The following is a 20,534-nucleotide window of genomic DNA, read 5'->3' as shown; positions in this document are numbered from 1 at the left end:
AGTCCCAAAGGACTGCTCTCTCTTTTGTATTGTTATCCCCAAAATGCCGCCTCTTACCTTTTGACTCCTAGCAATGCTAGGTGGGTAACCGCAACCAACCTTTTGCCTTCCCTTCCAATCCTCCTTGCGGAGTGAGGGCTTGACAGCCACTTGGCAATATAGGAATCCCGTTTAAAGTAAATGTAGGTTCAAAACTGGTAAGAGTTATCGTACATCTCAGGTTAAGTATATTATAGCGAGTTGAGCTCCATTTTACAACTGAAATTTTTACCAATATTATTATCTGCAAAAAAGGCTGTCTCCGAAGAGACAGCCTTCCATATTTGCATTTGTCTGTAAAGTAAGATTACAGCTGAGGACCAGCAGCAACCAGAGCCTTACCAGCATCATTTCCTTCGTATTTAGCGAAGTTCTTGATGAATCTCTGAGCCAGATCCTTTGCCTTCTCTTCCCACTGGGAAGGATCAGCGTAGGTATCTCTGGGATCCAGAATACCGGTGTCAACACCAGTCAGCTCGGTAGGAACTTCGAAATCGAAGTAAGGGATCTTCTTGGTAGGAGCGGTCTTGATAGCGCCATCCAGAATAGCATCGATGATACCACGGGTATCCTTAATGGAGATACGCTTGCCGGTTCCGTTCCATCCGGTGTTAACCAGGTATGCCTTAGCACCGTTCTTCTCCATCTTCTTAACCAGCTCTTCTGCATACTTGGTAGGATGCAGCTCCAGGAATGCCTGACCGAAGCAAGCAGAGAAGGTAGGGGTAGGCTCGGTAATACCACGCTCGGTACCAGCTAACTTAGCTGTGAAACCGGACAGGAAGTAGTACTGGGTCTGCTCCGGAGTCAGAATAGATACAGGAGGCAGTACACCGAATGCATCAGCAGACAGGAAGATTACGTTCTTAGCTGCAGGTGCGGAAGAAATAGGACGTACGATATTCTTAATATGGTTGATAGGATAAGATACACGAGTATTCTCGGTAACGCTCTTATCGTTGAAATCAATCTTGCCGTCAGCATCAACGGTTACGTTCTCAAGCAGAGCATCTCTCTTGATTGCGTTGTAGATGTCGGGCTCGGAATCCTTGTCCAGGTTGATAACCTTAGCGTAGCATCCACCTTCGAAGTTGAATACGCCGTTGTCATCCCAGCCGTGCTCGTCATCACCGATCAGCAGACGCTTAGGATCGGTAGACAGGGTTGTCTTACCGGTTCCGGACAGACCGAAGAAGATTGCAGTGTTCTCACCGTTCATATCGGTGTTTGCGGAGCAGTGCATGGAAGCAATGCCCTTCAGAGGCAGGTAGTAGTTCATCATGGAGAACATACCCTTCTTCATCTCTCCGCCGTACCATGTGTTAACAATAACCTGCTCGCGGCTGGTGATATTAAATGCTACACAAGTCTCGGAGTTCAGACCCAGCTCCTTGTAATTCTCAACCTTAGCCTTGGATGCGTTGTAAACTACGAAATCGGGCTCGAAGTTCTTCAGCTCTTCCTCGGTGGGTTTGATGAACATGTTGGTTACGAAATGAGCCTGCCAAGCTACCTCAACGATGAAACGGATAGCCATGCGGGTGTCCTTATTAGCACCGCAGAATGCATCTACAACGAACAGTCTCTTGTTGGACAGTTCCTTCTTAGCGATATCCTTTACAGCAGCCCATGTTTCCTGAGACATACGATGGTTGTCGTTCTTGTACTCATCAGAAGTCCACCATACAGTGTTCTTGGAGTTTTCATCTTCAACGATGAACTTATCTTTGGGAGAACGTCCTGTATATATACCGGTCATAACATTTACCGCACCGAGTTCGGTCTCCTGACCTTTCTCGTAGCCTTTCAGTTCAGGCTTCATCTCTTCTTTGAATAATTCTTCATAAGAAGGATTGTGAACGATTTCTGTGGTTCCGGTGATGCCGTACTTGCTTAAATTGATCTCTGCCATCTTACATTAACCTCTTTCCTTTAAATTTATGTGTGTCTTTATCTTCTGCCACATCGTCTGTATTATCTCAAACCCCAGTAAAAAAGTCAAGAAACCGCTAAAAATTTTATACTGATTTTATATTCTCTTTACTTTACCCTGGTTTCCTTGGCCAGCCACTCTTTTTCTTCCTCATTCAGATAGGGAGAAATCTTCTCGTATACAGTCTTCTGATACTCGTGCAGATACTTTTTCTGGGTATCGTTCAGATACTTTTCATCAATGGCTTCTCTGTCGATGGGTACCCATGTCAGGGTCTCGAAATGCATGAACTGACCATACTCGTTCTTCACATCATTTTTCGCCACCATAACATTCTCGATGCGGATACCGTGGCTGCCCTGAATATAGATGCCGGGCTCATTGGTGATATCCATACCATCCTCAAACACTGCCTCCACCATACCTCCGGTGAATCTCCAGCGCATGTTCTGGGGACCTTCGTGCACATTCAGAATATAACCTACGCCGTGTCCGGTACCGCACTGGTAATCAATGTCCATATCCCAGATAGGCTGTCTTGCCAGAATGTCCAGATTCCGTCCGGTACAGCCGTAGAGCCAGTGGGCATGGGTCAGCTGCATCACTGCCGCTGCTACCATGGTGTAATGCTTTTTGATCTCTTCGGAAATGGGACCTAAAACGATGGTTCTGGTCACATCGGTGGTACCTCCCAGATACTGTCCGCCGGAATCTACCAGAAGCATTCCTTCCGGCTCCAGAGTCGCACAGTTGTCCGGGGTTGCTTCGTAATGCATCATGGCTGCATTGGACTTGTAACCTGCGATGGTCGGGAAGGACAGATCTAAGAATTCCGGGATCTCTCTTCTCTTCTGTTCCAGATAGTCCGCTGCGGTCACCTCAGTGATCTTCTCTTTGCCCACATGGGTCTTCAGCCAGTAGATAAATTTCGTTACGGCCACGCTGTCCTTTAAAAAGATCTCCTGCATTCTCGCAAGCTCTACCGGATTCTTAATGGCCTTTAACAGTTCGGTGGGGTTCTTGCCCTCTACTAACTTCTGATTCTTCTGCAATGTCTTGTATAAAGTATAGCTGCAATATCTGTTGTCCACGAGGATCGCATTGCCCGCAGGGAGTGCCTTCAGGAAATCTACGACGGTGTCGTATTCCTTTACCTCGATACGATGAGCTGCCAGGTATTCCGTCACCTGTGCATCCAGTGCTTTCTGCTGGATAAACAGAGTTGCGGACTCTTCTGTAATATAGGCATAGGACATTGCTACCGGATTGCATTCCACATCACAACCGCGGATATTGAAGAGCCACATCAGATCATCCAGTTTGGTCAGAAGCAGTGCATTGGCACCGTCCTTCGCCATCTTTTCTCTGGTCTCTGTCAGTTTTTCCTCTACGCTCTTACCGGCGATTTTCTCATCCAGTACGGTTACTTTTCCGGCAGGAAAATCCGGTCTGTCTGTCCAGATGCTCTCTGCCAGATCCTTCTCATAAGCGATGCGGATCTGCTTCTTTTCCAGTACCTTTTCGTATTTTTTGCCGTCCATGGCAGCGATAACTCTGCCATCAAATCCTAAAGTCTGTCCCTGCTGCATGTTCTGCTCCAGGAATTCCTCGATGGTGGGAACTCCCTCCTGTAACATACGGAACAGTTCTACGGTCGTTCCTTCCAATTCTGCTTCTGCCTGGATGAAATATCTGCCGTCAGTCCACAGTCCCGCGCCGTCTTTCCAGACTACCAGTGTGCCGTTGGAACCGGTAAAATTGCAGAAATATTCTCTTACTTTAAAATAATCGTTTACATATTCGGAATTATGAAAATCCGCTGTGGGCATCATATAGAAATCAATGCCCTCTTCCTGCATCTTCTTCCGAAGAAGTGCAAGTCTGTCCTGAATCACTTTGTTTTCCATGTTATCTCCATTCTATATATCAGTTAATCAATACCCTTCCGTAAGTTCACCCTTGCAGAGTCCTACAGCTCTGGAAGTACCGATTCTTTCACAGCCAAGTCCTAAGAACATTTCCAGATCTTCCATGCTGGATACGCCGCCTGCCGCTTTGATCTTTACGTTAGGGCCAATGTATTTCTTGAACAGTTCCACATCCTCCTTCGTGGCGCCGCCGGTTCCGAAGCCGGTGGAAGTCTTGATAAAGTCCGCTCCGGCATTGGTCACTGCCTTACACATGGCGATCTTCTCTTCCTCGGTCAGATAGCAGGTCTCAATGATCACCTTGAGGATATGATGTCCGCACTCTTTCTTCAGTGTACGGATCTCTTCCTCCACCTTGTCAAGCAACCCGTTCTTCACATCGCTGATATTCACTACCATATCGATCTCGTTGCAACCATCCTCCAGTGCCTTACGCACCTCGGCCACCTTGGCTTCCGTCACACTGTATCCTAAGGGGAATCCTACTACGGTACAGATATTGATTTTGTCTCCGTAAGTGTCATGGATTCTCTTGATATAGCAAGGGGGCACACATACGCTGGCGGTATGATACTGAATCGCCTCATCGCATAATTTCTGGATGTCCTCCCAGGTAGCAAAGGCTTTCAACTGGGTATGATCCACTTTTCCAAGCATTTCTTTTGCAGTCATGTTGTTCTCCTTCCGGTATCTATTTTCATATTATTGTTACAGTCTGCTAACCTTACCTATTATAGCAAAGAACCCCCGCAAGATAAAGGATAAAGTTTTTACACAAAAACAATACCGCCCAGAAAGCCGTTGACGTGACTTGGGCGGTATCTCACTAATTTTTAATTCTTAACTACATTCCAAGAAAACTCTTCACCGTGTCTTTCATCTTGTCCACGTCACACTGGGTATCGTGCAGCACCGGTGCGGTACGGATTTCTTCGATGGCATTGGGTACTTTCACCTTGGCAATCTTAGACAGTTCATCCACCAGTTCAAAGTCACCCATGGCATCATACTTGATGTCAATGGCATCCATAACGCTTCTGGTGAACTTGAAGGGGCTTGCGGTGGAAGCGATCACGGTGGTCTTGTGATCTCCGGTCTCAACCACATACTTGCCGTACACTGCGGAAGCTACTGCGGTATGGGTATCGATGACATAACCGCATTTTTCATACAGACGGCGGATCTCTGCGGCGGTCTCCGCTTCGCTTGCAAAGTTGCCGTAGAAGTCAGCCAGCTGTGCCTTCATCTCTTCGGTGATCTCGTATTTGCCGTTGCCGGACAGAGCGCTCATCAGCTCACGGTTCTTGTCTGCATCATTGCCTGCAATACGGTAGATCAGACGCTCCAGATTGCTGGAGATCAGAATATCCATGGACGGTGAAGTGGTCAGTACGAATTCTCTGTTGCGGTCATAGGTGCCAGTGCGGAAGAAATCATACAATACCTTATTGTCATTGGAAGCACAGATCAGCTTATCGATGGGCAGTCCCATATTCTTCGCATAAAATGCAGCCAGAATATTACCGAAGTTGCCGGTGGGAACCACAACATTGATCTTCTCACCCTCTGTGATCTTACCATCTTTTAATAATTGTGCATACGCATAAACATAATAACAAATCTGAGGTACCAGACGTCCGATGTTAATGGAGTTCGCAGAGGAAAACTGGAAGCCCTTCTCATCCATTTCTTTTGCCAGTTCCTTGTCGGAGAAAATCTTCTTCACACCGGTCTGGGCATCATCGAAATTACCGTGAATGCCTACCACAAAAGTATTGGCACCCTTCTGGGTCACCATCTGCTTCTCCTGAATCGGGCTGACACCGTTCTTCGGGTAAAATACGATGATCCGGGTACCCTTGACATCGGCAAAGCCTGCCAGAGCTGCCTTACCGGTATCACCGGAAGTAGCAGTCAGGATCACGATCTCATTCTTGATATTATTCTTACGGGCGGAAGTGATCATCAGGTGAGGTAAAATGGAAAGTGCCATATCCTTGAACGCAATGGTGGAACCATGGAACAATTCCAGATAATAAGCATCATCCGCCTGTACCAGAGGAGCGATCTTCTCCGTATCAAACTTGGAATCATAAGCGTTGTTGATACATTTTTTCAGTTCTTCCTCGGTAAAGTCTGTCAGGAATAATTTCATAACTTCATAAGCTACCTGCTGATAACTCATTCCGGCCAGTTCTGAAAGACTCTTGTCCAATGCAGGAATATGATCCGGTACAAACAGTCCTCCGTCATCGGATAATCCCTTCAGAATTGCCTGGGATGCGGTTACCGGTTCGCTGTTGCTGCGTGTGCTGCGATAAATTACTTCCATTTCCTCTCCTCCGTGTCTATGTATGAATGTATGCTGGAATATCTCCCTAGCATCTCCATCTATATTTTCGAAAAGTATAGCATACTTTAAACACTGTTGCAAGGTGAATCATTGAAGCGCTTTTTTATCCGAAAAAAATTCATGTCCGCCATGTCGGAATAATAGCGTCAATTTTTCATCGAACCAGCGCATACTTTCACTGTCGGCATATTTTCTGGCGGCAAAATACAATGCTCCCCTGGAAATGTCCTCGCCCGCCAGAGCCCGTCCGACAGCTTCTACCGTCTCTTCACTGACACTTACTTTGTAATAACTGCCGTCGGCAATGGGAGAAAACTGTGACACCCCGTTTTCCCGCTGGAATACGATCTCCGTAATGCTGTCCGGAAATTTTTCGGAATTCAGACGGTTCAGGATCACATTGGCCACCAACAGCTTCCCATCCTCGTCTTCGCACCCGGCTTCCGCTTCCACGATCCGAAGCAGCACTTCCAGATCCGCCTGTTCCAGCTGGTACTTACTCTCCCGCTGTAATTCACTGCAATCCACTACTCTCTGTCCGGAAGAAGTCCGGGAAGCAATCCCCATCATGATGCTTTCCTTGTCCGCCAGCAGGCTTTCTTCCATATGTATCTCCGACACCGTCTGCTGCAATTTCCTACAGATTTCTTCCATGCGGCAGAGACTTAAAACACCGATCAGAAATATCAGATTTATTACAAGTAGTCCGCTTAATGCTCTTTTATACATACAGGCTTTGTTCCTTTCCCCAATTCTCATTTTGGCTCTAACTTCATTTTATGCAGCTCGTCCGAAAAATATATCTGTTGTTCTCCGGAGAAAAATGTTACTATAGAAATATGAGTGAGCAAAACATTGAAAAAGAACAATTATATAAAGGGGTCTTCCGGGCCGGGAAAAAAGACGGAACTGTCTATTACCGTGCTTCTCTGACCAAAAACGGCAAGCATATCAGTCTGGGCAGTTTCTCCGATGCCTTACAGGCCCATCGGGCCTACGAACAGGGGCTTCTCCTGCTGTCCGATCCTTCCCTGACACTGCAGTCCTACGAGAAGGTGTCCCCTTTGTCCTTCGAAAAATGGGTCAGTCTGATCAATCTGCGGGACAACGGACTATACATCGGCAATCCGATCTATCTGGGGCAGCAGCTCTTCTATTATTATTTGTCCCCCCACCATGTCTTAAAATTCGACATGGAAGACCTGTTCTATTATTCTTCCCATAAGATCATGTGCCGGGGAAATCATTATTTTGTGGCCGACTACGGAATGCAGCAGACACTGACCTCACGCTATGGCATCAAAAGCTACGGAGTTCCCGGCGTGGATTATTGTTTTGTCAACGGAGATCCTACGGACTTCCGCAGGGAAAATCTGCAGATCCACAACATCTATCACGGTGTCCGGAAAACGGCAGCAAAAAACGGACAGTACGTTTATACTGTCCGCATTCATATCCGTGGTAATTATATTGTGGGGCGCTACGCTACTGATATCGAAGCAGCCATTGCCTATAACAAGGCCATCGATATTTTGCATAGCAAAGGAGTCACCAGTAATTTTACCCCCAACTATGTGGAAGCCATCACTCCCCGCCGTTATGCCGAGATCTATTCTACGCTCGACATTGCACCGGGAATCCTGAATTATGAGCCTATTTCTCCGAATAATCAATAAAACTGATATTCATATTGGCATAGCCTGCAATGCCGTCGATGGTGACATCATTGGCATATTGCCACATGGTAAAACGATAAGGATAATCCGGCACGTCTTCCATCTGGGAAAGCCATACGTCATATGCCGATAATTTTGACAGGTCAATTTCTTTGATCAGCCACTCCTTGTCTCCGTAAAGCAGGGGCTTATATCCGGCTGCCTCTATGGTATCCAGGAAAGCCTTGGTGATCTTCGTCTTGTCAGCACGACTGACAGTCTCGATTCTCGTCGTATCATTGTCCACAAAACTCATATCAAAAGCCACCGGATAGGTGATCTTGTAGTCTTTGATATTCTCCAGAACGATATTGGATTCCTCCACCGCCTCTTCTTCCGTGATGGCCTGTGAGGTAAAATACACCCCGATCTGTAATCCAGCATCTGTGGCTCTCTTGATATTGTCTACGAAATAATCATCCAATACGATCTGTCCGCTGCCATAGCCTCTGGCACCTACCCGCAACATCACAAAATCCACTCCGGCTTTTTTCAGTTTCAAAAAATCCACATAATCCTGATATTTGGAAATATCCACCCCGACATAGGAAGTCAGTTTGCCGTCCTGATAATATTTCATCAGGTCGGACTGGCACACCAGTTTGGTGAAATCATATTCGTGCTTGGGAAGGTACGGGCTGATCAGCACCCATTCTTCCTTGCCGTCCCGGTTGGTCACCAGGGTATGTTTTCCATCGGTGGAGGGATCCGCTTCCGCTGTTTCCTTTTTGTTATCCTTTTGGGAAGGCTCCGCAGACGGCAATGGTGTTGCCGTAGTCTCCGGGTACATGTCCCAGAAATCCAGATCCGAAGGAGTCAATGTGCTTCCGGTGATCAGGTCCTGCGTGTCCGGATATTTGTCTGTCTGATTATTTTCTGCCTGTTGTACATTCTCCGTCTGTGCAGCCGTATTGTTCTGTTGGTGGGAAGTGGGCTGTCTGTTCATGATCAGCACCACCGTAAGGATCACTGCCACGAAAATTGTAACAGCAACGATGGCACTGATCACCGTAGGTGTCAGCCCTCCTCCGTGATCTTCATAATCGTCCGGAAGACGCATATCTTTTCTCCTCTTGTACTTTCTTTATGCTTTTACGATACATTTCTTCGGGCATTTCTCCATGCAGGCACCACAGCCCACACATTTCTCCGGATCAATGATTGCATGGAAATTCTCGACCTTCACAGCATCGTGCTGGCAATTCTTTACGCAGATACCGCAGCCCACACAGCCGGTCTTGCAGGCCTTCATGGTAACAGGGCCCTTGTCCGTAGAACTGCAGGCTACCTGTACCGTATTGGAATAAGGCCGTAAGCTGATCAGATGCTTGGGGCAGACCTCCACGCACTTTCCGCAGGCCTTACATTTTTCCTTATCTACTACAGCCACACCGTTCTCTACATGAATGGCATCGAAGGGACAGACCTGTGCACAGGTTCCGAATCCCAGGCAGCCACTGTTGCAGGATTTCGGCCCGCCTCCGGGCACAAAGCTCATCATACGACAGTCCTTGATGCCATAATAATCATAATCCGTTGTGGTCCGCTCGCAGTCACCCTGACAATGCACATAAGCTACCTTGCGCTCGGAAGCCTCTGCTTCTACACCCATGATGGCGGCGATTTTTTTGCCGACTTCCTCTCCGCCTACGGGACAGGTGTTCACCGCAGCCTCTCCCTTTGCAATGGCAGCTGCCAGACCGGAACATCCGGCGAAGCCGCAGCCACCACAGTTATTTCCGGGAAGGGCAGCTAACACCGCCTCTTCCTTCTCATCTACTTCTACTTTGAATTTAATGCCGGCCACGCCAAGGAACAGTCCCACAAAGATGCCGACGATTCCGACACAAGCCGCAGCAATCAGAATTCCTGTTATACTCATCTATGTTACTCCTTCCTAGATCAGACCGGAGAATCCGCAGAAAGCAATGGCCATCAGTCCTGCTGTCAGCAGTACCATGGGCATTCCCTTGAAAGATTCCGGCACTTCATTGTATTCCATCTTCTCACGCAGTCCTGCCAGGATCACGATGGCAATGGTAAAGCCAAGCGCTGTGGCAAAGCCATTTACGATACCGGTCAGAATACCGTATTCCTTCTGCACGTTGGTAATGGCTACACCCAGCACCGCGCAGTTGGTGGTAATCAGAGGCAGATAGACGCCCAGTGCCTGATACAGGGAAGGCATTGCCTTTTTCAGGAACATTTCCACGAACTGTACCAGTGCAGCAATGACGAGAATGAACACTATCGTCTCCAGATACTCAATGTGTAACGGCTGTAAGATAAATTTGTAGATCACACCCGCTACCGCACTGGCCAGCGTAATAACGAAGATAACCGCCGTTCCCATGCCGCCCGCCGTCTTGATCTTGCGGGACACGCCTAAGAAGGGGCACAGTCCCATGAACTGGCTTAATACGATATTGCTGACGATGGAGGAACTGATCAGTAACAGAAGCATATCTTTTACACTATCCATTTATTTGTCCTCCTTATCTAAATCGATGGTCTCCAGATCATCCTCTGCCGTCTGAGGTTTTGCTGCCGCTTTTGCCGCATCCTTCACAGCCTCTTCCGTGGTATTGGTATTGTCATAAAACCGCTCCGAGCAGCCACTCTCGCCACAGTGCAGACAGTCATGTCCGCAGCCGGACTGGATCTTCTCGTAATCCTTGCCAGCTAGCTTTCTCTTATTCTTGATATAGTTCTGCAAAGCGGTCAGTGCAGCCAGTACGAAGAACGCACCGGGAGCCAGTCCGAAAATATTGATCGTCACATAGGAATCCGGCATGATCCGAAATCCGAAGATGGATCCGGCCGCCAGGATCTCACGTACTGCACCGATACAAGTCAGTGCCAGAGAGAAACCAAGTCCCATGCCAAGTCCATCGAACAGGGAAGGAATGGGCGGATGGGAATACGCATAGCTCTCTGCTCTTCCCAGAATGATACAGTTTACAACGATCAGAGGAATATACACACCCAGAGCATCGTTCAGTGACGGCAGATACGCCTGCAACAGCAGCTGTACCGCAGTTACAAAGGATGCAATAATCACGATAAATGCAGGGATTCTCACCCGGCTGGGGATCACTTTCCTAAGCAGCGAAATGATCAGGTTACTCATGGTAAGTACCACTGCCGTGGTCAGGCCCATGCCAAGTCCGTTCATGGCCGATGTGGTCACCGCCAGAGTCGGACACATTCCCAGCATCAGTACAAATGTAGGATTTTCCTTGATGATACCGTTATAAAGTCTTTCACCTGCTTTATTCATTGCCAGCACCTCCCTGTACATAATCATTAAATGCCAGAAGGCTTCCGTTGACAGCGTTAGTCACTGCTTTCGTGGTGATGGTCGCACCGCTGATGGCATCGATCTCACTGTCAGAAGTGGATCCGGTCTTGGTGTAGGCAAAGCTCTTCACGTTCTTGTTGTGGAACTGCGGCACCAGCACATCTCCCGCTTTCATGCCCAGTCCGGGAGTCTCGGAAATACTTAAAATAGAAATATCATTGACCGTACCATCCAGACGGATTCCCACATACAGCACAATATTTCCGCCATAGCCTTCGGAGGTTGTGGTCTGGATCACATAGCCCAACTGCGTTCCGGAGGCATCCTGCGCTTCATAGACGGTACCGATGGTGATTCCGGTATCTGCCAGCTTCTGCGCCGTATCCGCAGAAGGTGTATAAGCATCCAGTTCTTCAAAATGCTCCGCATCCGCAAAGACCGCCTGACAGGCTTCCTGCACCGCTTTTTCCTCCTGCTGACGGATGGGCTCCTTGGTCAGTTCATAGACAAAGCCAAGCAAAAGTCCGGCAATCAGAGTAATTGCGAACAAAATGCCCGCTTCTTTTAACATTGCCTGAATATCATTCTTATTTTTCACGTTTCGCACCTGCCTTTCTGCCAAAAGCCACCGGCATGGTGAATTTTTCGATCAGAGGTACCAGAAGGTTACCTAAAATGATGGCATAGGACACTCCCTCTGCTCCCGGTCCGAAGATACGGAAGATTCCGGTAAGAAGTCCCAGTACCGCACCGTATACATACTGTCCCTTGATGGTAATCGGTCTGGTGACATAATCCGTTGCCATGAAAAAGGCACCCAGGATCAGGCCGCCGCCTGCTAACTGTGCAGACAGATAGGCAGGATCAAAGCCGTGTCCGCCGAAGATTCCCGCAAACAGGATCACGGTCACAATATATGTACCGGGGATCCGAAGGTCGATCACACCGATCAGGATCAGGAAACAGGCACCGATCAGCAGTGCGATCACGGAAGTCTCGCCGATGGTACCGGCGGTCTTACCTACGATCATGTTCATGACATTGACACTCTCTCCTGCCTTCAGTGCTGCCAGCGGTGTAGCCCCGGTATAGGCATCACAGGCAAAATTCGTCATCTGGGACGGGAAAGAGATCAGCAGAAAGCATCTGGCTGCCAGTGCCGGGTTCATAAAGTTCTGACCCAGACCACCGAACAGCATTTTTACCACAAGGATGGCAAACACACCGCCCAATGCCGCCATCCACAGCGGAATGCTCACCGGCAGATTCAGCGCCAGCAGCAGTCCCGTTACCACTGCTGACATATCGGAAATCGTGATTTTTTTCTTCCAGAGCCAGCCGAATAATAACTCCGTCAATACTGTACTGGCAATGGTCACAGCCATGACTGCCAGTGCTCTGGGGCCAAAGTTATAGATTCCGAAACCGGCAGCCGGCAGCAGTGCGATCACCACGGCTGTCATAATGCTGCTGGTCGTTACTTTTGACCGGATATGAGGATTTGAAGATACTTTTAAAAGTCCGCTCACTGTTCTTCCCTCCTACTTCTTTTTCTTCTTGGCAAGCTGGATCTTACGCATGGATTTGATCTCCTGCGTCAGAGGACGCTTTGCCGGGCATACAAAACTACAGCAGCCGCATTCACAGCATTCCATACCGTTATGTTCCACGAAAGCCTCTTCATCAAAATGCTCCGCATAGGTTGCCAAAAGGCTGGGAACAATACGTCCGGGACATGCTTCCACGCAACGTCCGCAGTTGATGCAGGGACTGGGCTCCATAGCGGATACATCGTCCTGGGTCAGTGCCAGTAATGCGGTAGAGGTCTTTGTGGTAGGTACATCCAGCTGGAACATACCGAATCCCATCATGGGACCTCCGCAGATGATCTTCTCCGGCTCCTGCTTAAATCCACCGGCTATATCCAACAGTTCCTGATAACTCATACCGATAGGTACACGAAAATTCCGGGGATTGGCCACAGCATCTCCGGTAACAGTGATGATACGTTCCATCAGAGGGCGTCCTTCCGTCACCGCTCTGTAAATGGCAACCACAGTATCTACGTTATCTACAATACAACCTACGTCCGCAGGCAACATGGAGGAATTGATCTTCCGTCCCGTTGTGGCATAGATCAGCTGACGCTCCGCGCCCTGAGGATACTTGGTCTTCAGTGCCTTCACCGTGATCTGAGGATCGTTCTTAGTCATCTGTTTTAACAGAGAGATACAATCCGGCTTATTGTCCTCCACGGCCAGAATACCGTGGGCATTGTCAAACAGCTTCAGCATGATCTTCAGACCACCGATCAGCTTGTCCGGCTCTTCCATCATTCTGCGGTAATCGGAAGTCAGATAAGGCTCACATTCCGCACAGTTAGCAATTACATATTCAATTTTGTCAGGATCCTTGGGAGACAGCTTGACATGCGTAGGAAATCCGGCACCACCCATACCTACGATACCGGCTTCCTTCACAATGTCGATGATCTCTTCCTTCTGCAGTTTGTCCACCGGTGCATAAGGATGAAATTCTTCGCTCTCATACAGACCGTCATTGTCGATCACGATACTCTGTATCAGATCTCCTGTTACCACACGTCTCGTCTCAATGGTTTTCACCGTACCCGACACAGATGCATAGATGGGTGCCGACACGAAGCCACCACTTTCTGCTATCTTTTGTCCCGCCAGTACCCGGTCTCCTTTTGCCACGATGGGCTTCGCCGGAGCGCCGATGTGCTGGGACAACGGATAGACCATTTCCCCTTTGGGCAGGACATCCTGGATCGGTTTGTCCTTGGACAGATCTTTTCCATCATAGGGATGTATTCCGCCTACAAATGTCAACTTTGCCATTTCCTAACATCCTTTCTAAATAGTTACTTGTATTGCAAATTACATTATGATAATTGTACTATTTTTATCAATTTTTATCAACTTTTATCAACAAAATGCTACTGCAAATTCTAAAATTATGGTAAAATAAATTCACCCATAGAAAGTCTGTGTGACTGCTTGCAGGCAGCACAGGTTTTCTATGAGGTGAATAAGCAAACATAAGTAAGTAGGGCGATAGCCCGGATTACGCATGTTTGTTACGCTTTCGAGAGTTCGAAGAACGAAGAAAGCGTTTATTAACTTGCCCACACGGCAGAAAGAGGTCATACATGAAAAAATCAGAAGAGACTCTGGAGGATTTCGCGATCTCCTATCCCTTGGATAAGCTGGCGCCTCTGGAACAAATCCTTTTTCTCGATATTGAGACCACGGGATTCACTTCCCGTACTTCTTATTTATATATGATTGGCTGTGCCTACTATCAGGCCGGCAAATGGCGGACCATCCAGTGGATGGCGGATGACTATTCCCAGGAAGGGGATATTCTCACTGCTTTCTTTGATTTTGCAAGAGACTACCGCTATCTGGTACATTTCAACGGCAATAATTTTGACCTTCCCTTTATCACCCAGAAATGTGCGCAGTTAAAGCTTCCGTTCTCCTTTGACGGATTTCAGGGTATCGACATTTACCGCCGGATCTCCCCTTATAAATTCTTCCTAAAGCTGCCGAACTGTAAGCAGAAAACTTTGGAGCAGTATCTCGGAATTGCCCGGACCGATGTTTTCTCCGGCGGAGAACTCATTGGTCTATACCATGATTATGTAAAAAATCCTTCGGAATTCACAGAAAAAGCATTGTTTTTGCATAATGCGGACGACCTGAAGGGAATGTTGGAAGTTCTTCCGATTCTGGCCTACTATGATCTGTTCAACGAGAATTGTGTGAAAGCCAGAAAAGTACAGGCCAACTATTACAAAGATGTCAGTGGCGCACAACGCAAGGAACTGTTGATCACCCTGCAGATTCCCACTTCCCTGCCCAGACTGGTAACCGCTTCTGCGGCCAACTGCTATTTCCGTGGAGAAGGAGAATCGGCTACTTTAAAGGTTCCCATTTACGAGGAAGAATTAAAATATTTCTATTCCAACTACAAGGACTATTACTATCTTCCTACGGAAGATGTGGCATTGCACAAATCTGTAGCCGGTTTCGTGGACAAAGAGCACAGGCTCCAGGCCTCCGCAGCGAACTGTTACACCCGGAAATTCTCCTGCTATCTTCCCCAATGGGAGATTCTGTTCACGCCATTCTTCAAGAGAGATTATAAGAGCAAGGAATTATTCTTCGAGTTGACGGATGAAATGAAGAAAAACAGAGAAGGATTTACACAGTATGCCAATCATGTTTTGTCCATGATCGCATCTACTTACTAACCGGAACGAAATGAGACATCGTCCCTTAGATGTACTTATAGCACTTATAGCACAGAAAGCACAAAAAGAGGAAAGCAAAACTGCTTTCCTCTTTCTTATTTTGTCATTTCTGTACTCACTACATCGGTTTCACATAATAGAAAGAACTCTTTCTGTCAAATCCGATTTCGCGATAATTCATGATCTGTTCGGTACTTCCGATAAACAGCATACCACCCTTGGCCAGTGACTGGTAATACTTCCGGAATACTTCATCCTTTGCTTCTTCTGTAAAGTAAATCAATACATTTCTGCACACGATCAGATTACAGTCGGTAGGATAAGTATCCTTCAGTAAATTGTGCTGGTGAAAATCCACTCTTGCCTTGATCTCATCTGCAATCTTGTAAGAAGGACCAATCTTCGTGAAGTATTTCTTCTTCAGATCCTCCGGCACGCCTTCTATGCTCTTTTCTCCATACAGGCCGGTCTTTGCCTTTGCGATAACCTGTTTGTCCAGATCTGTAGCATAGATACGAATCTGCTGTAACGGAATGTGCCGTGACAGAGCCATTACAAGAGAGTAAGGCTCATCTCCCGTGGAACATGCCGCACTCCAAACCTTCAGGTTCTTGCCGAAGCGTTGAATCAGTTCCGGGATCACGGTCTCTTCCAGATATTTCCACTGTTCAGGATTACGGTAGAATTCTGAAACATTGATAGTAATGTATCCTACAAATTCCTCAAAAAGTACTTTATCCGTCTTCAGTGCCTGTACATACTTGTCATAACCTACGATCTTATGCTTGGCGATCAGAGTATCGATACGCCGTTTCATCTGCTTCTCTTTGTAAGCATTCAGATCGATCGTAGTCAGAGAATAAATCTCCTTTTTAAAATACTCATAATCATATATCATGAATATCTACCACCTAACGGTTGATTATTTCTCAGAGTTCTCAGCCTCTGCAGCGATAACAGCGTCAATATCTACAGATACAACATCTGCATCGGACTCTTCCTCTGCCTCAACGGGTTCTGGAGCTGTCAGAGCTTTAACGCTCAGGGAAATCTTGTGATCAGCCTCATTGAAATCTACAACCTTAGCTGTAACTTCATCGCCAACGCTCAGTACATCGGAAGGTTTCTCAATGTGCTCCTTTGCGATCTGGGATACATGAAGCAGAGCATCTACACCGGGCTCTAATTCTACGAAAGCGCCAAAGTCGGTCATTCTTGCAACCTTACCGGTTACTACATTGCCAACTGCATACTTCTCTGCTGCATTCTTCCAGGGGTTAGCGTCGTCGAACTTCAGGGACAGTGCAATCTTATTGCCGTTGATCTCTTTGATCAGGACTTTCAGCTTATCGCCAACCTTGAATACCTTCTTGGGATGCTCGACTCTGCCCCAAGACATCTCGGAGATGTGAAGCAGTCCGTCTGCGCCGCCAAGATCGATAAATGCGCCGAAATCAGTTACGTTCTTAACAACACCTTCTACGATATCACCTTCTTTGATCTTCTCAAAGAGTTCCTTCTGCAGCTCAGCCTTCTTGGCTACGATCAGCTGTTTGCGGTCACCAATGTATCTTCTTCTCTTGGGATTGTACTCGCTGATCACGAATTCAATCTCCTGTCCTGCATACTTGGTCAGATCCTTCTCATAAGTATCGGATACCAGGCTTGCGGGGATGAAGATTCTTACTTCGTCCACGATCACACTTAAACCACCGTCCAGTACCTGGGATACGGTTGCCTTAAGTACCTCGTGATTGTTAAATGCTTCTTCAATTCTCTTGTTGCCTCTGTCTGCAGCAAGACGCTTGTAGGTAAGGAGAACCTGACCCTCACCGTCATTTACTTTCAGAACCTTGACTTCCATGGTGTCACCAACCTTGGCAACCGTGGTAAGATCCACGCTGGAGTCGTTGGTGTATTCGTTCTTGGTAAGAATACCGTCAGATTTGTATCCGATGTTCAGAATGATCTCTTCCGGTTTCACATCGATGACTGTACCTTCGACTACCTCTCCTGCATGTATTGTCTTTAATGATTCTTCCAGCATTTGTTCAAAAGTTAATTCTGACATAATTTTGAACCTCCTCAATTAATTTATTTGGGGTGGAAGCCCCCGCGGTAATACCCACTAGTCGAACAGCTTTAGGTAGATCTAAATGCAAGTCATCCAGTGTCTGTATAAAATAGGTGTGCACACATTCCCTTTGGCAGATTTCGTAAAGTTTTCTGCTATTAGAACTGTGCTTCCCTCCTATTACAATCATAACGTCAGCTTCCGCTGCAATGGCCTTTGCCGATCGCTGTCGCTCTTCTGTAGCATTACAGATAGTGTTCACAACACTATCATTGTAACCTTTTTTTTCAAAAATTTCAACTATATATTGAAATTTATTGTAGTTATATGTCGTCTGAGACACAATACAAAGCTTTTCGCCTTCTGTTTTCACAAAATTTTCTGCCTGTTCGGGAGTTTCCAGAACGGTTACCGGGCCCTGACACCAGCCGACGATACCCTCTACTTCCGGATGTTTCGGGTCCCCCACGACGATCACATGATACCCTTCTGTGCTTTTTTGTTCCACGATACGATGGATCTTTTTCACAAAGGGGCAGGTGGCATCAATGCACTCCAGACCATTCGCTTCCATGATATCATAGATTTCTTTTGCCACTCCGTGGGCACGAATGATCACAGTGGGAATATTCTCCCCGGCTTTCAGGCTTTTTAGTTCTTCTTTGCTTTCCAGAACTCTTACTCCTTTTTCCGCCAGTTCCCGGACCACTTCCTCGTTATGCACGATGGGACCATAGGTATAGATAGTCTTCCCGTTTTTTAATTGTTCATACACAGTATCTACAGCACGCTTTACGCCGAAGCAAAAGCCCGCGCAGTCTGCCAGTCTTACTTCCATATCAGATCTCCTGTTTAACCGATCAGTTCCACGATCCGGTCGATGACCTGCTCGATCGTCATATCGGAAGTATCCACCAGCACCGCATCGTCCGCCTGTTTTAACGGAGAAGTCTCTCTGTGCATATCTCTATAGTCTCTGTCTTCGATATCCTGACGGATCTTCTCCAGATCACAGGTCTCTCCCTTGGCGGTCAGTTCATCATATCTTCTCCTGGCTCTCACCATACTGCTGGCGGTCAGATAGATCTTCACCTGAGCATTCGGAAGAACCACTGTACCGATGTCACGGCCGTCCATGATCACATCGCTTTTAGCTGCAAGTGCCTGCTGAAGTTCTACCAGCTTGGTGCGTACTGCGGGTTGTGCACTGGTATTGGATGCCATATTGCCGACTTCTTCGGTACGCAGATAAGCATTAACATTCTCTCCGTTTAATAAAACGACCTGCTCACCGTCCACATACTGAATGGTGATATCCGCCTCCTTGCATTTATCGGCGATGGTCGCTGCATCCGTGGGTTCCACGCCCTCTCTTAACATAAACAGTGCCATGGCACGATACATTGCTCCGGTGTCCACATAGATAAATCCTTTTTTCTTTGCCACAGCTCTTGCAATGGTACTTTTTCCGGCACCTGCCGGGCCGTCGATTGCTACATTAAAACTCATAGTCTAGTCCTCTTTTCTTTATTTCTATTAATTATAATTGATTTCTATTAATTATTATTTTTTCACAAATCTTCCGGTTTTCATTCGTAAAATCTCTCTCCGGACTTTTTTGTGCGCGAATTTATTGTATGCTGTCCCCCGCCAGATGTCCCGTAGACCAGGCGATCTGCAAATTAAAGCCCCCGGTCATGGCATCCAGATCCAATACTTCCCCTGCAAAATACAAATGCCGTACACGTTTGGATTCCATGGTGGAAGGATTGATATCCTTTACCGAGATTCCCCCCTGAGTGATGATTGCTTCCGCAAAAGATCTCGTCCCCGTCACCGTCATGGGTAGTTCCTTGATCAATGAGCCGAAAGCTTTTCTCTCTTCCCGGCTGATCTCGTTCACTTTCTTCTCCGGGGAAATGTCGGACAACTCTATCATAACAGGAATCAGCTTTGCAGGGAACAGGTGGTCCAGCGCATTTTTAAATTGTTTGTTCTTTGCTTCCTCAAAATCCCGAAGTAAACGCTTGTCCAGCTGTTCCGGTGTCAACGCAGGTTTCAGATCTAAGAAAAGCTTTACCTCATCGCTGCCTTTACGCTTCGAAAAATTTTTTGAATAAAAACTGCTGGCTGACAGGATCAGGGGGCCGCTGACGCCAAAATGGGTAAACAGCATCTCGCCGAACCCTTCATACCAGGTCTTTTTCCCGCACTGCATCCGGATCTCCACATTTTTTAAGGAAAGGCCCATCAGTTCCCTGCACCAGTTTTCCCGGATCTCCAAAGGCACCAATGCCGGTTTCCTCTCCGTCACCTTATGCCCTGTCTCTTCCGCGAAACGATACCCGTCCCCCGTGGATCCGGTGCTGGCATAGGAACAGCCTCCAGTACAGACAATGCAGTCATCCGCCGCGATTTTCTCATGGTCTGCACATTCCACGCCACAGAAAACAGGATTGCCATCCGTTTCCTTCGTTAGGATCTTTTTCACCTCGGTATGCAGATGAACATCCACCTGATATTTGCGAAGTTCTCTCTGGAGGGCGGCGATCACGTCCGAAGAATGATCGGATACCGGAAATACCCGGTCTCCCCGCTCCGTTTTCAACGGGCAGCCTGCCTGCTCCAGCAGATCGCATACCCGTGTATTGTCAAAGCCGTAAAAAGCACTGTACAGAAACTTTTCATTGGTACAAATATTCTGAAATAAGACATCCATGTCCGCCGCGTTTGTCACATTGCAACGGCCTTTTCCAGTGATGAACAGTTTTTTCCCCAGCTTTTCGTTCTTTTCCAGAAGTATTACCTTATGCCCTTTTTGCGCTGCCGCAATGGCAGCCATCATGCCGGCAGCACCGCCACCGATCACAATCACCTTACTCATTTCTATCCTCTTTTGCCGATCTGTCCGT

The 20,534-nt window shown here is 47.3% G+C and carries 19 protein-coding genes and 1 other RNA gene; 2 read left to right on the top strand and 18 right to left on the bottom strand.

What is annotated here, in order from left to right; genetic code table 11:
• Nucleotides 1–31: 31 nt before the first annotated feature.
• From ssrS to DWZ61_RS01875, 6 genes are all read right to left on the bottom strand, one after another.
• A non-coding RNA gene (gene ssrS / locus DWZ61_RS01900) (6S RNA) lies at nt 32–226 on the bottom strand.
• A gap of 120 nt (nt 227–346) precedes the next feature.
• Nucleotides 347–1,951, bottom strand: a complete 1,605-nt coding sequence (gene pckA, locus DWZ61_RS01895) for a phosphoenolpyruvate carboxykinase (ATP) (RefSeq protein ID WP_022311925.1) — start codon at nt 1,949–1,951, stop codon at nt 347–349.
• Between the two features lie 128 nt (nt 1,952–2,079).
• The gene (locus DWZ61_RS01890; RefSeq protein ID WP_117464973.1) at nt 2,080–3,879 is read right to left on the bottom strand and encodes an aminopeptidase P family protein; all 1,800 of its coding nucleotides are present in this window, start codon (nt 3,877–3,879) and stop codon (nt 2,080–2,082) included.
• 27 nt (nt 3,880–3,906) lie between these two features.
• Complete coding sequence (gene deoC / locus DWZ61_RS01885) at nt 3,907–4,572, bottom strand: deoxyribose-phosphate aldolase (RefSeq protein ID WP_117464972.1); 666 nt, start codon at nt 4,570–4,572, stop codon at nt 3,907–3,909.
• 172 nt (nt 4,573–4,744) lie between these two features.
• On the bottom strand, nt 4,745–6,232 hold the full coding sequence (gene thrC, locus DWZ61_RS01880; RefSeq protein ID WP_118537231.1) for a threonine synthase: 1,488 nt from the start codon (nt 6,230–6,232) through the stop codon (nt 4,745–4,747).
• Nucleotides 6,233–6,340: 108 nt separating this feature from the next.
• Complete coding sequence (locus DWZ61_RS01875; RefSeq protein ID WP_172594753.1) at nt 6,341–6,982, bottom strand: cell wall hydrolase; 642 nt, start codon at nt 6,980–6,982, stop codon at nt 6,341–6,343.
• 110 nt (nt 6,983–7,092) lie between these two features.
• On the opposite strand from DWZ61_RS01875, the gene DWZ61_RS01870 reads away from it, so the two are divergent.
• A complete protein-coding gene (locus tag DWZ61_RS01870; protein ID WP_117464969.1) occupies nt 7,093–7,929 on the top strand; it encodes a hypothetical protein in 837 nt (278 codons plus the stop codon).
• Here DWZ61_RS01870 and DWZ61_RS01865 read toward each other — a convergent pair.
• The 7 genes from DWZ61_RS01865 to rsxC are packed head-to-tail and all read right to left on the bottom strand — an operon-like array spanning nt 7,907 to nt 14,130.
• Nucleotides 7,907–9,028: a glycoside hydrolase family 25 protein gene (locus DWZ61_RS01865; RefSeq protein ID WP_117464968.1), complete on the bottom strand. Its 1,122-nt coding sequence runs from the start codon at nt 9,026–9,028 to the stop codon at nt 7,907–7,909. The two genes, DWZ61_RS01870 and DWZ61_RS01865, sit on opposite strands and share 23 nt — an antisense overlap.
• Before the next feature lie 24 nt (nt 9,029–9,052).
• The gene (locus DWZ61_RS01860; RefSeq protein ID WP_117568669.1) at nt 9,053–9,850 is read right to left on the bottom strand and encodes an RnfABCDGE type electron transport complex subunit B; all 798 of its coding nucleotides are present in this window, start codon (nt 9,848–9,850) and stop codon (nt 9,053–9,055) included.
• A 15-nt stretch (nt 9,851–9,865) separates the two neighbouring features.
• The gene (locus tag DWZ61_RS01855) at nt 9,866–10,450 is read right to left on the bottom strand and encodes an RnfABCDGE type electron transport complex subunit A (protein ID WP_022153243.1); all 585 of its coding nucleotides are present in this window, start codon (nt 10,448–10,450) and stop codon (nt 9,866–9,868) included.
• Nucleotides 10,451–11,248 (bottom strand): electron transport complex subunit RsxE, encoded by a 798-nt coding sequence (locus tag DWZ61_RS01850; RefSeq protein ID WP_022311882.1) that lies wholly within the window; start codon nt 11,246–11,248, stop codon nt 10,451–10,453.
• Nucleotides 11,241–11,867 (bottom strand): RnfABCDGE type electron transport complex subunit G, encoded by a 627-nt coding sequence (locus DWZ61_RS01845; protein WP_022311883.1) that lies wholly within the window; start codon nt 11,865–11,867, stop codon nt 11,241–11,243. The genes DWZ61_RS01850 and DWZ61_RS01845 overlap by 8 nt, the downstream gene beginning before the upstream one ends.
• Nucleotides 11,857–12,798 carry an RnfABCDGE type electron transport complex subunit D gene (locus tag DWZ61_RS01840; protein WP_022311884.1) on the bottom strand — a complete coding sequence of 314 codons (942 nt, stop codon included), beginning with the start codon at nt 12,796–12,798 and terminating at the stop codon, nt 11,857–11,859. The genes DWZ61_RS01845 and DWZ61_RS01840 overlap by 11 nt, the downstream gene beginning before the upstream one ends.
• Nucleotides 12,799–12,810: 12 nt before the next feature.
• Nucleotides 12,811–14,130, bottom strand: coding sequence for an electron transport complex subunit RsxC (gene rsxC, locus DWZ61_RS01835; RefSeq protein WP_117568667.1), 1,320 nt, complete (start codon nt 14,128–14,130; stop codon nt 12,811–12,813).
• A 311-nt stretch (nt 14,131–14,441) separates the two neighbouring features.
• Between rsxC and DWZ61_RS01830 the strand changes: the two genes are divergently transcribed.
• Nucleotides 14,442–15,548, top strand: coding sequence for a ribonuclease H-like domain-containing protein (locus DWZ61_RS01830; RefSeq protein WP_022311886.1), 1,107 nt, complete (start codon nt 14,442–14,444; stop codon nt 15,546–15,548).
• 118 nt (nt 15,549–15,666) lie between these two features.
• Here DWZ61_RS01830 and DWZ61_RS01825 read toward each other — a convergent pair whose 3' ends face one another.
• The 5 genes from DWZ61_RS01825 to DWZ61_RS01805 form a co-directional block, all read right to left on the bottom strand.
• Nucleotides 15,667–16,446: a protein-glutamate O-methyltransferase CheR gene (locus DWZ61_RS01825; RefSeq protein WP_117464965.1), complete on the bottom strand. Its 780-nt coding sequence runs from the start codon at nt 16,444–16,446 to the stop codon at nt 15,667–15,669.
• A gap of 24 nt (nt 16,447–16,470) precedes the next feature.
• The gene (gene rpsA / locus DWZ61_RS01820; protein ID WP_117464964.1) at nt 16,471–17,619 is read right to left on the bottom strand and encodes a 30S ribosomal protein S1; all 1,149 of its coding nucleotides are present in this window, start codon (nt 17,617–17,619) and stop codon (nt 16,471–16,473) included.
• Nucleotides 17,600–18,460 carry a 4-hydroxy-3-methylbut-2-enyl diphosphate reductase gene (gene ispH, locus DWZ61_RS01815; RefSeq protein ID WP_117464963.1) on the bottom strand — a complete coding sequence of 287 codons (861 nt, stop codon included), beginning with the start codon at nt 18,458–18,460 and terminating at the stop codon, nt 17,600–17,602. The genes rpsA and ispH overlap by 20 nt, the downstream gene beginning before the upstream one ends.
• Before the next feature lie 14 nt (nt 18,461–18,474).
• The gene (gene cmk / locus DWZ61_RS01810; protein WP_118537229.1) at nt 18,475–19,131 is read right to left on the bottom strand and encodes a (d)CMP kinase; all 657 of its coding nucleotides are present in this window, start codon (nt 19,129–19,131) and stop codon (nt 18,475–18,477) included.
• Between the two features lie 121 nt (nt 19,132–19,252).
• Entirely contained in the window at nt 19,253–20,506 is a 1,254-nt protein-coding gene (locus DWZ61_RS01805; protein ID WP_118537228.1) for an NAD(P)/FAD-dependent oxidoreductase, read from the bottom strand.
• Nucleotides 20,507–20,534 lie beyond the last annotated feature (28 nt).

The organism is Clostridium sp. AF34-10BH (assembly GCF_003478095.1).
In the GTDB taxonomy this organism is placed as follows: domain Bacteria; phylum Bacillota; class Clostridia; order Lachnospirales; family Lachnospiraceae; genus Acetatifactor; species Acetatifactor acetigignens.
This window is presented reverse-complemented; position numbering and strand designations above follow the sequence as displayed.

Coding starts and splice junctions, on each gene's coding strand:
- DWZ61_RS01875 (WP_172594753.1), bottom strand. CDS start 6,982: ATGTATAAAAGAGCATTAAGCGGACTACTTGTAATAAATCTGATATTT.
- DWZ61_RS01825 (WP_117464965.1), bottom strand. CDS start 16,446: ATGATATATGATTATGAGTATTTTAAAAAGGAGATTTATTCTCTGACT.
- DWZ61_RS01805 (WP_118537228.1), bottom strand. CDS start 20,506: ATGAGTAAGGTGATTGTGATCGGTGGCGGTGCTGCCGGCATGATGGCT.
- thrC (WP_118537231.1), bottom strand. CDS start 6,232: ATGGAAGTAATTTATCGCAGCACACGCAGCAACAGCGAACCGGTAACC.
- ispH (WP_117464963.1), bottom strand. CDS start 18,460: ATGGAAGTAAGACTGGCAGACTGCGCGGGCTTTTGCTTCGGCGTAAAG.
- rpsA (WP_117464964.1), bottom strand. CDS start 17,619: ATGTCAGAATTAACTTTTGAACAAATGCTGGAAGAATCATTAAAGACA.
- cmk (WP_118537229.1), bottom strand. CDS start 19,131: ATGAGTTTTAATGTAGCAATCGACGGCCCGGCAGGTGCCGGAAAAAGT.
- rsxC (WP_117568667.1), bottom strand. CDS start 14,130: ATGGCAAAGTTGACATTTGTAGGCGGAATACATCCCTATGATGGAAAA.
- deoC (WP_117464972.1), bottom strand. CDS start 4,572: ATGACTGCAAAAGAAATGCTTGGAAAAGTGGATCATACCCAGTTGAAA.
- pckA (WP_022311925.1), bottom strand. CDS start 1,951: ATGGCAGAGATCAATTTAAGCAAGTACGGCATCACCGGAACCACAGAA.
- DWZ61_RS01850 (WP_022311882.1), bottom strand. CDS start 11,248: ATGAATAAAGCAGGTGAAAGACTTTATAACGGTATCATCAAGGAAAAT.
- DWZ61_RS01890 (WP_117464973.1), bottom strand. CDS start 3,879: ATGGAAAACAAAGTGATTCAGGACAGACTTGCACTTCTTCGGAAGAAG.
- DWZ61_RS01865 (WP_117464968.1), bottom strand. CDS start 9,028: ATGCGTCTTCCGGACGATTATGAAGATCACGGAGGAGGGCTGACACCT.
- DWZ61_RS01870 (WP_117464969.1), top strand. CDS start 7,093: ATGAGTGAGCAAAACATTGAAAAAGAACAATTATATAAAGGGGTCTTC.
- DWZ61_RS01860 (WP_117568669.1), bottom strand. CDS start 9,850: ATGAGTATAACAGGAATTCTGATTGCTGCGGCTTGTGTCGGAATCGTC.
- DWZ61_RS01830 (WP_022311886.1), top strand. CDS start 14,442: ATGAAAAAATCAGAAGAGACTCTGGAGGATTTCGCGATCTCCTATCCC.
- DWZ61_RS01855 (WP_022153243.1), bottom strand. CDS start 10,450: ATGGATAGTGTAAAAGATATGCTTCTGTTACTGATCAGTTCCTCCATC.